This is a genomic window from Thermodesulfovibrio hydrogeniphilus, from assembly GCF_054657355.1.
In genome coordinates this window covers 318,571-332,528 of record NZ_BAAHYW010000001.1, presented here as the reverse complement: position 1 = coordinate 332,528, position 13,958 = coordinate 318,571, and the positions used below count along the sequence as shown (strand labels likewise).

Below are 13,958 nucleotides of genomic sequence, written 5' to 3'. Positions count from 1 at the left end.
AAAAAAAGAGATTGCTTCGCCGCTAAGCCTGTCGGGAGCTGAAGCAGTGGCGACCTCGAAATGACGGAGAGGGGGAATGCGAGATTGCTTCCTCCACGCTTTGCTCGGAGACGCAGGGACATTTTAGGAGCGATTAATTTATCCTATAAAAATTTGAAGGAGGCTTGCTTTGGAGCTTCATAAATTAACATTGGTAGAGCTGGCAAAAATGATTCATCGTGGAGAAGTCAGACCCCACGAAATTTTAATTGATGTTTTCAAAAGAATTCAGGAAGTTGAAGGAAAAGTCAAGGCATACATAACTCTTACAGTTGAAAAAGCCTATGAAATGGCAAAGGATGCAGAGGATGCTATTTTTAATGGAAAACAAAAATTGCTTACTGGAATTCCTATTGCAGTAAAGGACAACATCTGCACAAAGGGAATACGCACAACATGCGCATCAAATATACTATATAACTTTCATCCTCCCTACGAAAGCACAGTTACCTCAAAACTTCTCAGCCAAAAATATGTAATGCTTGGTAAAACTAACATGGATGAGTTTGCAATGGGTTCTTCAACTGAAAACTCAGCATTTCATAAAACCAGAAACCCTTGGGATTTGGAAAGAGTTCCCGGTGGAAGTTCAGGAGGAAGTGCTGCTGCTGTGGCTGCAGATGAATGTATTGCTGCTCTTGGCTCTGATACAGGAGGCTCAATCAGACAACCAGCTTCTTTTTGCGGAGTTGTAGGACTTAAGCCAACTTATGGAAGGGTCTCTCGTTTTGGACTTGTTGCCTTTGCATCATCCCTTGACCAGATTGGACCAATTACAAAATGCGTTGCTGATTCAGCAATCATGATGAATGTCATTGCAGGATATGATCCAATGGACTCAACTTCTGCTCCCATTGAGGCTTCAGATTTCACAGAATTACTGGGCAAGGATGTAAAGGGAATAAAAATTGGAATTCCCAAGGAATATTTTATTGAGGGAATGGATAAGGATGTTGAGATAAAAATACAGGATGCTATAAAACAGCTTGAGTCTCTTGGTTGTATTCCTGTTGAAATATCTCTTCCCAATACTGAATATGCTGTTGCCACATATTATATTGTTGCAACCTCTGAGGCATCATCAAACCTTGCAAGGTATGATGGTGTAAAATACGGACTCAGAGCTCCGGGCAAGGACCTCCTTGAAATGTATATGAAAACGAGGAGTAAAGGATTTGGTGCAGAAGTAAAGAGAAGAATTATGCTTGGAACATATTCCCTTTCCGCAGGATATTATGATGCCTATTACAAAAAAGCTCTTCAGGTAAGAACATTGATAAAGAGGGATTTTGAGACAGCATTTGAAAATGTTGACTACATAATTACTCCAACTGCTCCATCACCAGCTTTTAAGATTGGAGAAAAAATAGACGACCCCCTTCAGATGTATCTTTCTGACATATTTACAATCTCGGTTAACCTTGCTGGTGTTCCTGCAATCTCAATTCCCTGTGGATTTAGCGAAAACGGTCTTCCAATAGGGCTTCAAATAATAGGAAGACCATTTGACGAAGTTGGAATACTTCAACTTGCATATGCCTATGAACAATCAACAACATGGCATAAAATGAAACCAAATCTATAAAAGGAGAGAACATGCAATACGAAGCAGTAATTGGATTGGAAGTACATGCTCAACTTTTAACAGAAAGCAAAATATTCTGTGCCTGTTCAACCAAATTTGGCGCAGAACCAAATACTCAAGTATGCCCAGTATGTCTTGGAATGCCGGGGGTGCTTCCTGTCCTAAATAAAAAAGCAGTTGAATATACAATCAAAACAGGACTTGCAATGAACTGCAGAATTGCTCAATACAGCAGGTTTGCAAGAAAGAACTACTTCTATCCAGACCTTCCAAAGGGCTATCAAATAAGTCAGTATGAGCTTCCTCTTTGCGAGGATGGATATCTTGAAATTACCGTTGATGGAAAGAAGAAAAAAATTAGAATAAAGCGAATACATCTTGAAGAAGATGCAGGTAAAAACATTCATGATCCTTCAGGCTACAGCTTCGTTGATTTCAACAGAACAGGTGTGCCATTGATGGAAATTGTTTCAGAGCCTGATATTTCCTCACCAAAAGAAGCAGCGATTTACATGAAAAAACTAAGAACCATTCTCAGATATCTTGGTGTATGCGATGGAAATATGGAACAGGGTTCTTTAAGATGCGATGCAAATGTCTCAGTAAGACCTGTTGGCTCAACAGAATTTGGAGTAAAAACAGAGCTTAAAAACATTAACTCCTTCAGATATGTTGAGAAAGCTTTGGAGTATGAAATACAGAGGCAAATAAAACTAATTGAGAATGGCGAAAAAATAATTCAAGAGACAAGGCTTTGGGATGCCCAGACAGGGAAAACCTTTTCAATGCGTTCAAAAGAAGAGGCACATGATTATAGATATTTTCCTGAGCCCGACCTTGTACCTGTGGTAGTCTCTGATGAATGGATTGAAAAAATAAAAGAAGACATGCCAGAGTTACCTGATGCAAAGATTGAGAAATTCATGCAGAAATATGGATTACCTGCGTATGATTCTGAAATTCTCACAGAAGAAAAGGCTTTGGCAGAGTGGTTTGAAGAAGCTGTGCAGTTAGGTGTAAAGCCTAAAGAAGCTGCAAACTGGATAATGGTTGAGCTATTAAGACTTATCAATGAAGAAGGCAAAGAAATAACTGAATGCCCTTTAAAACCTGTTCAGTTAGTTGAACTTCTTAATCTGATTGAAAAAGGCACAATTAACAGAAACACAGCCAAAGAAGTTTTTGAAGATATGTACAAGACAGGAAAAAGTGCAGAGCAGATAGTTAAAGAAAAGGGACTAACTCAGATATCCGATGATACTGTGATTATGGATGCAATCAAGGAAGTTTTAAGCAAAAACCCAAAAGAAGTAGAAAGATTTAAAGCTGGGGAGCAAAAACTCATTGGATTTTTTGTTGGACAGGTTATGAAACTTACAAAAGGAAAAGCCAATCCAAAGTTGGTCAATCAATTGCTTTTAAAAGCATTGAAGGAGGTATGACCATGAGACTATGTATATTTATTATTTCAATCCTCTTATTATTTTCATCTTCAGCATTTGCCTTGAAATGCGACAAATGTCACAAAGATGAAAAAAGCCTGCAAAACATTTTTGCAGACAGAGGAGTAAAATCAAAGGCAGAGCTCTTTAACATTTTAAGAAACGGCAAAATGTCAAAAATTCATAAAAATATTACTGACGAAGATATTAACGAAGCTGCTAAGTTTATGAATTTAAAGTAGAATTATACGAAATCAAGCCAATGCTTGTATTTGGGATTTTTACCTTTGACTACATCAAAGAATAGGTTCTGAATCTTTTCTGTGATTGGACCGCGACATCCTTTCCCAATTATTCTTCCATCAACTTCTCTAATTGGAGTAATCTCAGCAGCGGTGCCTGTGAAAAATGCCTCATCAGCGATATAGAGCTCATCCCTTGTGAAACGCTCTTCCCTTACTTCTATTCCCAAATCCTTAGCAAGTGTCATTACTGTATCTCTTGTAATGCCTTCAAGAATAGATGTAAGCGGTGTGGTTTTAAGAATACCCTTTCTGATGACAAAAATATTTTCTCCGCTTCCTTCAGACACATAACCCTCAGTATCAAGTAAAACTGCCTCATCATATCCGCATGAGATAGCTTCCATTTTTGCAAGCTGACTATTTACATAGTAACCTGCAACCTTACCTCTTGACATATTTGAATTAACATGATTTCTTATAAAGGAAGAAGTTTTAACTTTAATCCCTTTTTGCAGTCCTTCTTCTCCAAGATAAGCACCCCAACTCCATACAGCAATTGCTACCTGCACTGGATTATTTTTTGGATAAACACCCATATTACCATAACCTACAAACACAATAGGTCTTATGTAGCAGGAATCAATCTTGTTTATCCTGATAGTCTCCTTGATAGCCTCAAAGATTTCTTCTTCAGTGAAGGGAATTTGCAGGGTAAAAATATGGGCTGATTTAAAAAGCCTTTCAACATGGTCCTTCAGGCGAAATACAGCAGGACCTTCGTCTGTCTTGTAACATCTAATCCCTTCAAAAACAGCCAATCCATAATGGAGTGAATGGGTAAGCACATGAACCTTTGCATCATCCCAATCAACAAACTTTCCATCCATCCATATCTTCTCTGTCTTCGAAACCATAACATATATTAAACTAAATCCCTTTAAAAAATGTCAAGCTTAAATCCAACACCCGTCATTGCGAGGGCGTCCCCACCCCGTCATTGCGAGGGTGTCCTTTTTTCGTCATTGCGAGGAGCGATAGCGACGAAGCAATCTCCTCATTCCCCCTCCGTCATTGCGAGGGTGCGCCAGCACCCGAAGCAATCTCGTCGTCATAGTGCCATAGAGCGACAGTGCTACAGAGTGTCAATTTCAGAGATTGCTTCGGCATCCTTACGGATGCCTCGCAATGACGGTGAAGTGTGTCACTGCGCGGCCTTGCTTCACACTGTCACTGCGAGCCACTACTTCACACTGTCACTGCGAGCCACTCAATGTGGCGAAGCAGTCTCTGATATTCGTAAAACGTCACAAAAAAGAGATCACTTCGGCACCTAACGGTGCCTCGTGATGACGAAAAAATATCCACAAAAAATACAAAAAATGTATAAAAAATACCACAAATGTGTGGCATTGAAAGGACAGGGAAAATATGACAAAAATGAAAACCCTTTGAAAATAAAGAATTATTTCCCTGGCACATTGTTTGCTTTTTAATAATTAAAAAACAAAAAAGGCTTGACAAGGAGAAATACTTATGTTAAAATTTTCTAAAAACGAAAAATTCAAAGGAGGTGATAAGGAGCGGACACGGTAAAGACCCAGCCAAAGGCTGGGCAGACTGAGGCAAAAGCCTCAAATTATTTGCAGTAAACACCGTCTTGGACGGTGAAACTGAACTAACCGATGGAGGTTAGGAAGTGAAACGATTAACAAGTATTTTAGCAGTATTGGTTCTTCTTTTAGGTGTTGCAGCACTCTCCTACGCAGCACCAGCTGAAATCCCATCAGACACAACAGCAGTAATCGCAAAAGGAAAAACCCAGATTACCCTCGGTGGTGAGCTGCGATTCAGAGGCGCATATTTTAAAAATATGCCTTTGGAAGCAGATAATACTGAGAACAACTCCTACTATGACTATCGTGTAAGACTCAATCTTGAGGCAAAGGTATCTCCAAACACAACTGGTTATGTAGAGATTGAAAGTAACAGAACTGACAATACGTCTGAAAATGTATACTGGGGTTCTGGAAGCACTGGTCCTAGAGGTGTTTATGCAAAAGGTAACTGGCACGATGAGTCAAATCTTTACATAAGACAGGCATGGATTCAGTATCAGGGCTCTGGACTTCTTGGTGTTCCAGCAGGATTTAAAGTAGGTCGTCAGCTCCTCAAACTTGGCTATGGACTCTTCTTTGACCACACATACTATGGCGATGATGCAATCTTAGTATTCGTTCAGCCACTTAAGGAACTCACACTTGCAGCACACACAATCAAATTCTATGAAGGAAATACAAAACGCAATAATGATTCAACCGCATACGGAATCCTTGGTGTTTATCAGGGCAAAGGCTGGAGCATCAGTGCTGATGTAACATATGTTGACGACCAAAAATTTGTTTACGATCCTTCTGTTCCTCCTGCTCCTCTTCATCTTTGGAATATTGGTTTAAGAGGAAACTATGATGACATTGCTGGAACAGGACTTAACTTCAGAGCAGATGTAGAATTCCAGACAGGTAAATATTTACTTTCTGAAGAAGGACTCTCTGATGTTAAACTCCGTGGCTGGGCTGCATTAGCAGGACTTGATTACAAATTCAAGACAATACCTTTAGCACTTACCCTTGAGTATGCAATTGGTAGCGGTGATAAGGACAGCACTGATGACAAGATTGAAACATTCATAACAGCTCTTGGTCCAGAGCAGCACTATACCTTCGTATACGAATATCTTGCTAACTCAGCTTGTAATTTTGATTCTTCTTTTAGTACTGGCAATGGTCTCTGCAATACCCAGTATGTAAAATTCGGTGGTGCCTATGACATCACAAAAGACCTCAAAGCAGAGCTCTATGGCTACTGGTTAAGAGCCCATAAAGCAGTGGCAATTAATGAGTACACCAAGAAAGACAAAGACCTTGGCTGGGAAGTTGATGCAAAGCTTACCTACCAGATTGACAAAGGTCTTACCTACTTCATCGAAGGTGGTTACTTCTGGCCCGGCGATGCTTACAAGCTCAGCGATGGTAAAGACCCAGATGATGCTTGGGGTGTAAGACACGGCATCGTCTTAAAGTTCTAAATTAACCAAAATATACCGTGTCCGCTCTTAGGCGGTGGCTCTGCCACCGCCTTTTTTATTGCCCACTTCTCGTTATTGCGAGGGCATCCCCTTCTCGTCATTGCGAGGGTGCGCCAGCACCCGAAGCAATCTCGTCGTCATAGTGCCATAGAGCGACAGTGCTACAGAGCGATAGCGTGTCAATTTCAGAGATTGCATCGGCATCCCTACGGATGCCTCGCAATGACTGGAAGGGACATAAAGGAATGAGATTGCCACGCCTGCCTGTCGGCAGGCTCGCAATGACGGATAAAAATAATCGGCAGGCTCGCAGTGTTGTAGTCTATCTCTATTTTTGGATAACTCAAAAATATTATAATAATAAATAAAATGACACTCTTTATCATCACATTTTTTAGCCTATATGGTTTTGTTCATCTATATTTTTTTCTTAAACTTAAAAAATTTACCTCCATAAACAGTGCGCAATATCTCATTCCTATAACATTCTTCCTTTTTGTAATGTGGCTATCTCCTTTCTTGATAAGAATATTTGAGAGAAATAGTTATCATTTCTTAGCAGAAAAACTCGCATGGCTTGGATATATTTGGATGGGCTTCATAGCATTATTTTTCTTTTTTTCATTAACCCTTGATATTTTTTCATTTATTCTTAAGTCTATGGAAAAACTTTTATCTCTTGATATTGCGAAATTAAAAATTTCTTCCAAAGCCTTTTTCTTTATTTCTGTAATTTTAGCAATGATGCTTGTAATTTACGGTTATTTTGAAGCAACGAACATTAAAGTTAAGAAAATTCAAATAACATCCTCAAAAATTAGGCAAGATTTAAAGATTGCCCAAATATCTGACCTTCATCTTGGTTTAATTATTAGTGAAAAAAGGTTACTCAAAGTTGTTGAAAATATTAAAAAATTAAAACCAGACCTTTTAATATCTACAGGCGACCTTGTAGATGGACAACTTGATAAAATAGAAAATCTCACCCATATCTTTAAAAAAATAGATATTCCATTCGGCAAATATGCAATTTTGGGAAATCATGAGGTATATGCAGGACTTCAAAGATCTTTAAAATTCACAGAAATGTCAGGCTTTAAAATTTTAAGACAGGATAGTGTTTACATCCCAGAGTTAAATTTAAATATCATAGGAGTAGATGACGAAGCTGTAAATCTTATAAAAACTGATGAAGCATTAAAAAGAGAAGCATTTTTAATTAAAAATCTAAGTAAGAGCAATGCTTTCAATCTATTCTTGCGTCACAGACCATTTATTAATGATGAAACCCAGAGATACTTTGATTTACAACTTTCAGGACATACACATAAAGGTCAATTTTTCCCATTCAGTTTAATTACAAAGATTTATTATTTAAATGATTCAGGTCTAATAAAACTACCATCTGGAGGCTATCTTCATACAAGTAACGGAACAGGCACTTGGGGACCTCCTATTAGAATTTTTGCACCACCAGAGATTACACTAATTGAAATAAAAAAAGTTCATAACTAATTCCATCTTCTTTCGACTTTTTCATTTAACATAAAATTCTGAAGAGTAATGATGACTTGACATTTATAATTATTTAGAGTAAAATGAGCATAAAATACCAAGGAGAAGGGACATGAAAAAAAGAGCGTTTATATTATTTTTTTTTTTGTTGATTTTTTGTGTGTTTGTCTTGGCTGAAATTTCTCTAGCTCAACAGATTAAACCTAATGCGCCTCAGATTACTTTTAAAACTTTCTACTGTGCACAGGTTGAGGATATACTTATTTTACCAGCAGATTTTAATACAAACACGGCAATAACTGTTGGTGTAAAAGTCAAATTTACAAAACAAACCTATTCACCAGCAGGTCGAGGACGTTGTAATTGCGCCTTTGAGGGTCCTTCAGGAAAACTAACACATGCTTGGGGAAAAAGAATGTCCCTACGATTAATTGGTATCAAGTATTCAGAGACAGAAACCAATGTTTTGGAATACACAGGTCCTACTCCAGCCTTTACACCTTATACTTATTCAGGATTTCAAGTTATAGGCTTTACTGTTAATGAGAATGACATAGAGAGAGGATTCAAATATGTTGGAGGCTGGGTACCAAGACAAAATCCTCTAAATGACAGTAGAGAATTTAGAATATTTGCAACCCTTGATGTTAATGGATATGCTCTAACAATTAATGATGACCCAGAATATTTGAGAAAAGGTTGTTTTCCATCTGGAGATTTTGCAAAAAGTTTTCAGCCAAGAAGAATTGAAATTTCAGATGTAAATCTGGAAAAAGCAAAGGATAGTTCAAAAAAAGCATCTCAAGTTATATCAAAACTCCCAGACTTGTCAATAAGAAAGAGTCGAAATTTATCCTAAAATTTCTAAGCAAGAGAATGAACAAGCAGTAATTTATGATGAAGCACATTTAAGATTTAACATTTTAAACAAAGGACATGGCAATGTAGCAAAGTTTAAAACAAAGATAGAGAGAAGATGGGATTTTGAAAAAGATTATTATCCAGAAAAGGGAAGCAAACTAAAGCCAACAACTTATGAGGTTGGTTATTATGGCAATGATGGTAAATGGCGTAGCATAAAAAAGGCGAAATTATAAATGGAATTATTGAACTAGAAAATCTTCAGGCAGGAGGATACATAACAATATCAATTTTTGTTGATAATTCATTTGCACCCAAATCTAATTGCTGGTTTAGAATAACTGCCGACTCAGAGAATGAAATAGCTGAATTGGAAGAGTCAAATAACATGATTACTGATATCTTATTTAAAACCCATTATTAAAAATTAACAAGGTGAAGGTGTCATTATCTTCACCTTGGTTTTGAATTTATCTTTTTCTCTGAGATGTTGAATTCCAGAAATTTCCTATTCTTCTGAATTTTTCATATCTTTTTTTGAGCAGTTCATCTACATTCATTTCTTTTAGTTCTTCTATTGTTGTAAGTATCTTATTTTTTATTCTCTTTGCTATTTCCTGTGGGTCTCTATGAGCCCCTCCAAGAGGCTCTGGAATAATATCGTCAATAATTTCAAAGTTTTTAAGGTCCTGTGCAGTCAGTTTTAAAGTATCTGCAGCTCGAGCATAGTCATCTATTCCTATATCTCCATCTTTTTTCCAAAGAATTGCAGCACAGCCCTCAGGCGAGATTACTGAATATATGGAATGTTCAAGCATAAATATTCTGTCAGCCACACTCAACGCCAATGCTCCTCCGCTTCCTCCTTCGCCTATAACTGTAGCAATTATTGGCGTCTTAATAAGAGACATTTCCATAAGATTTGTTGCTATTGCCTCTGCCTGTCCCCTTTCTTCTGCTCCAATACCCGGATAAGCTCCCGGAGTGTCAATCATTGAAATTATAGGAATTGAGAATTTCTCTGCGATTTTCATTACTCTTAAAGCTTTTCTGTATCCCTCTGGATGGGCTTGACCAAAATTGCGTTGTATTCTCTCCTTTATTGTTCTTCCCTTCTGATGACCAATAATTGCCACTCGCTGATTCTCAATTTTTCCAATACCTGCAACAATTGCATAATCATCTCTAAATCTCCTGTCACCATGAAGCTCTATAAAGTCATCAGCTATCATTGAGATGTAATCAAGGGTATATGGTCTCTCGGGGTGTCTTGCAAGTTGAGTCTTTTGCCATGGAGTTAGATTTGAAAATATTTCAGCCCTTAATTCCTTAAGCCTTTTGTTAAGTCTTTTTATTTCTTGCGATAGATTAATATCACTGTCATCGGAAAGTTTTTTTAACTCCTCAATCTTTGTTTCAAGTTCTTGTATTGGTTTTTCAAAATCAAGATAGAATGTCATGATACTCTCAGTTGACAGTTTTGAATTCTTTTAATTTTCATATCAAAATCTAAACAGGGCTCAAATGGTGTAAGAATTGTAACATTATAATCTGAAAAATCCAAACAGATATACACAGACCCCTCCCCGTTTCTTTTCTGACTAAGACATTTTTTTATTTCTTTTAATGTATTGTAGGCTTTTTCCTCATCTGAGCAGTCAACAATAACTTCATACTTTATCTTTAAATCATTAAGGTCATCTATTTCTCTTGCAAGAAACTTTGTTGTATCTGATGACTTAAAGACAACACCTTTGATGAGAATTGTTTTTGTCTCTTTTAAAATATCACTGCATTTTTTGAAAAGTTCAGGATAGATAACAACCTCCATTCTTCCAGTTTCATCTTCTATTGTAATATAACCTGTGACACCTTTTTCTTTTGCCTTGCTCTTAACCTCTTCAACAATCCCAGCAATGTTTACTTCTTGCGATTCATCAGTTCCTTCAATAAATTCATCCTCAGCTGTATCAAATATATCTGCTATGGTTGATATGCCTTTTTTATTTAAAGCAGGTCTTAGGGGTTTTAGAGGATGACCGCTAAGATAAAATCCAAGTGAGTTTTTTTCTTCGTTCAAAAGCGTTGAGTGATCCCATTCTTTTACATTCTCCGAATCAAAAAATAGCGCTGCTGTTGAGCCACCTTTAAAAGTTACAAGCTCATGCATTGCTAAAGCCCTTGCTTTATGAGGCAGATATGCAGAATAAAGAGAATCAAATGCTCCTGCCCTAATTAATGACTCAATGACTTTTTTATTTACCTTTCTGGTATCAACTCTGGAAAGAAAATCTGTCATGGATTTAAACTTGCCCTTTTTTCTCTCCTTAAGAATACTCTCAAGAGCTGAGCCACCAACTCCCTTAACAGCCTCAAGTCCGAATCGTATTGAATTTTCACTAACAATGAACGCTCTATCAGATTCGTTTATATCAGGACCTTTTATTTCAATGCCCCATTGCTTGCATTCATTGATAAACTTAACGAGCTTGTTTGTATCTCCCATTTCATTTGAGAGGTTTGCGGCAAAAAATTCTACAGGATAATGAACTTTTAAATAGGCAGTAATGTATGAGAGATAGGCATAGGCTGCAGAATGGGATTTATTAAAGCCATACTCACCAAAGGCTGCCATTAAATTAAAAAGGGATTCTGCCTTTTCACGGGACACGCCATTCTTTACTGCTCCCTCTACAAAATCTTCCTTTAAGCTCGCCATTAGCTCGGGAATCTTTTTACCCATAGCTTTTCTGAGAACATCTGCCTGTCCCATGCTAAATCCTGCAATTTTATTAGCTATCTTCATTACCTGCTCTTGATATAGAATAACGCCATATGTTTCATTTAAAATGTCTTGAAGTTCCGGAAGGTCATACTCTACTGGAACCAACCCCTTTTTCCTTTTTATAAAATCATCCACCATTCCTGAGCCAAGTGGACCCGGTCTGTAAAGAGCAACGACTGCTATAAGGTCTTCAAATCTCTCTGGCTGAAGTCTCTGGAGCAGTTCTCTCATACCTCTACTTTCAAGCTGGAATACTCCGATTGTTTCGCCATCTGAGAGAAGTTTGTATGTTTCTTTATCATCAAGCGGAATATTTTGGATATCAATATGTTTTCCTTGTTGAAGAGCGTATTTGATTGTATTGTCAATTACCGTAAGTGTCTTAAGCCCAAGGAAATCAAATTTGACAAGGCCGACATCCTCAAGAGATTTCATATCAAACTGCGTAATTATTATTTCTTCGCCGGGATTTTTGTAAAGCGGAGTAAGGTCTTCAAGGGGGATAGGAGATATTACTACTCCAGCTGCATGCTGTGATGCATGCCTTGCAAGCCCTTCAAGTCTTAAAGCTATGTCTATAAGTTCTTTGACCTTTGCATCATTGTTATACAAAGTTTTCAATCTGGGCTCTAACTCAAGGGCTGAATTAAGTGAAGGACAGGCAAAGGGAATCATCTTAGCAATCTTGTCAACATCTGCGTAAGGAATATTCAAGGCTCTTCCAACATCCCTTACAACAGCTCTTGATGCCATAGTTCCAAAAGTTATAATATGAGCAACCCTGTCCTTTCCATATTTATCAGATACATATTGAATTACTTCCTCACGACGGTCTTTGCAAAAATCAACATCTATATCTGGCATGCTTATTCTTTCTGGATTTAAAAATCTTTCAAAAAGTAGGCCGTATTTTATTGGGTCAATATCTGTAATTTTCAATGCATATGCAACAAGGCTTCCTGCAGCAGAGCCTCTTCCCGGTCCTACCGGGATGTTTTTGCTTCTGGCATAATTTATAAAATCCCACACAATAAGGAAATATGATGAAAAGCCCATCTTTGTTATAACATCAAGCTCCATTTCAAGTCTTTTCAGATACTCATCAGGAGGATTGCCTCTAAATCTCTCATTAAGCCCTTTAAATGCAAGCTCTCTTAAATACTGCTCATCAGTATAGCCTTCAGGAACCTGATATACGGGCATTTTATAACCATTAAGGTTAAAAGTAAAGTTACATTTCTCAGCAATAAATAGAGTATTTTTTAAAGCCTCTGGGATTTCTGAAAAGGCAGAATACATCTCTTCAGGCGATTTAAAATAAAACTCGTCTACCTGAAACTTAAGTCTCTTTTCTTCCTTTATAGTTTTGCCTGTTTGAATGCAAAGCAAAATTTCATGAGCCTTAGCATCTGTTCTATGCAGATAATGACAGTCATTTGTTGCAACAACTGGAATATCAAATTTTTTTGAAATCTCAATCAATCCCTTGTTTGCTATAGCCTGTTCAGGAATGCTATTTGGCTGAATCTCAAGATAAAAGTTTTCTTCAAAAATGTCTTTTAACTGCTTTGCTGTATTGTATGCCCTTTCAATCTTTTCATGAACTATACTGTAAGGAATTTCACCTTTGAGACATCCAGATAAAGCAATAAGTCCTTTGCTGTGTTGACTTAAAAGTTCCATATCAATTCTTGGCTTATAATAAAAACCTTCAGTATAAGAACGAGTTACAAGTCTTGTTAGATTTTTGTAACCATCTTCATTTTCAGCAAGAAGTGTAAGGTGAAAGGATGCTTCCTCAGGCATGACTGGATCTTTATTAATTTTTGTCTTCTCAAATCGACTTTTTGGAGCAATATATACTTCACAACCAATTATTGGTTTTATGCCGGCTTTTGTGGCTTTTTTGAAAAATTCAACAGCACCGAAAAGATTTCCATGATCAGTTATAGCAACCGCAGACATTCCATAAGCTTTTGCTTGAGAAATCAACTCATTAATTCTAATAGCTCCGTCCAGAAGGCTGTACTCAGTATGAAGATGTAGATGAACAAACTCAGGCGTGCTCATACTATTAATGTTAAACTTTTAAGTTTGGACAAGTCAAATTTGAGATAAATCCCAAAAAAAGATATTGACACGCGGCATTGCGAGCTTACTTGTTGCGAGCGAACCGAAGTAATCCAACACATCGTCACTGCGAGCCTCTTGTTGCGAGCAAAAAAATGGAGATTTCAGAGATTGCTTCGGCATCCTAACGGATGCCTCGCAATGACGGAGTAGTGTGTCACTGCGAGCCTCTTGTTGCGGCGATAGCGTGGCAATTACCCACACCGTCACTGCGAGCCTCCGAAGGAGGCGAAGCAGTCTCTGATTGGTTGTTAGTTAATAGTGAATTGTG

Annotated in this window: 10 protein-coding genes; 7 read left to right on the top strand and 3 right to left on the bottom strand. The window is 37.6% G+C overall.

Annotated features, from left to right (window positions below; translation table 11 throughout):
- The first annotated feature begins 169 nt into the window (after positions 1-169).
- Genes gatA through ACYQ3P_RS01690 form a run of 3 tightly spaced genes read left to right on the top strand, consistent with a single transcriptional unit; the run spans position 170 to position 3,308 of the window.
- Entirely contained in the window at positions 170-1,624 is a 1,455-nt protein-coding gene (gatA, locus tag ACYQ3P_RS01700; RefSeq protein WP_460176226.1) for an Asp-tRNA(Asn)/Glu-tRNA(Gln) amidotransferase subunit GatA, read from the top strand.
- Between the two features lie 11 nt (positions 1,625-1,635).
- Positions 1,636-3,066, top strand: a complete 1,431-nt coding sequence (gatB, locus tag ACYQ3P_RS01695; RefSeq protein WP_460176225.1) for an Asp-tRNA(Asn)/Glu-tRNA(Gln) amidotransferase subunit GatB — start codon at positions 1,636-1,638, stop codon at positions 3,064-3,066.
- A 2-nt stretch (positions 3,067-3,068) separates the two neighbouring features.
- Positions 3,069-3,308: a c-type cytochrome gene (locus ACYQ3P_RS01690; RefSeq protein WP_460176224.1), complete on the top strand. Its 240-nt coding sequence runs from the start codon at positions 3,069-3,071 to the stop codon at positions 3,306-3,308.
- A 2-nt stretch (positions 3,309-3,310) separates the two neighbouring features.
- Here the strand turns inward: ACYQ3P_RS01690 and ACYQ3P_RS01685 are convergent, their stop codons facing one another.
- On the bottom strand, positions 3,311-4,225 hold the full coding sequence (locus ACYQ3P_RS01685; protein WP_460176223.1) for a branched-chain amino acid transaminase: 915 nt from the start codon (positions 4,223-4,225) through the stop codon (positions 3,311-3,313).
- A gap of 782 nt (positions 4,226-5,007) precedes the next feature.
- Here ACYQ3P_RS01685 and ACYQ3P_RS01680 point away from each other — a divergent pair.
- From ACYQ3P_RS01680 to ACYQ3P_RS01665, 4 genes are all read left to right on the top strand, one after another.
- Positions 5,008-6,396 carry an alginate export family protein gene (locus ACYQ3P_RS01680; protein ID WP_460176222.1) on the top strand — a complete coding sequence of 463 codons (1,389 nt, stop codon included), beginning with the start codon at positions 5,008-5,010 and terminating at the stop codon, positions 6,394-6,396.
- Between the two features lie 369 nt (positions 6,397-6,765).
- Positions 6,766-7,911 (top strand): metallophosphoesterase, encoded by a 1,146-nt coding sequence (locus tag ACYQ3P_RS01675; protein ID WP_460176221.1) that lies wholly within the window; start codon positions 6,766-6,768, stop codon positions 7,909-7,911.
- Between the two features lie 169 nt (positions 7,912-8,080).
- A complete protein-coding gene (locus tag ACYQ3P_RS01670; RefSeq protein ID WP_460176220.1) occupies positions 8,081-8,770 on the top strand; it encodes a hypothetical protein in 690 nt (229 codons plus the stop codon).
- Positions 8,771-9,001: 231 nt separating this feature from the next.
- Positions 9,002-9,196, top strand: a complete 195-nt coding sequence (locus ACYQ3P_RS01665; RefSeq protein WP_460178030.1) for a CARDB domain-containing protein — start codon at positions 9,002-9,004, stop codon at positions 9,194-9,196.
- A 46-nt stretch (positions 9,197-9,242) separates the two neighbouring features.
- On the opposite strand, the gene ACYQ3P_RS01660 is transcribed toward ACYQ3P_RS01665, so the two are convergent.
- Both ACYQ3P_RS01660 and ACYQ3P_RS01655 read right to left on the bottom strand, forming a co-directional pair.
- The gene (locus tag ACYQ3P_RS01660) at positions 9,243-10,232 is read right to left on the bottom strand and encodes an acetyl-CoA carboxylase carboxyltransferase subunit alpha (protein WP_460176219.1); all 990 of its coding nucleotides are present in this window, start codon (positions 10,230-10,232) and stop codon (positions 9,243-9,245) included.
- Entirely contained in the window at positions 10,229-13,627 is a 3,399-nt protein-coding gene (locus ACYQ3P_RS01655) for a DNA polymerase III subunit alpha (RefSeq protein WP_460176218.1), read from the bottom strand. Before ACYQ3P_RS01655 ends, ACYQ3P_RS01660 begins: the two co-directional genes overlap by 4 nt.
- Positions 13,628-13,958 lie beyond the last annotated feature (331 nt).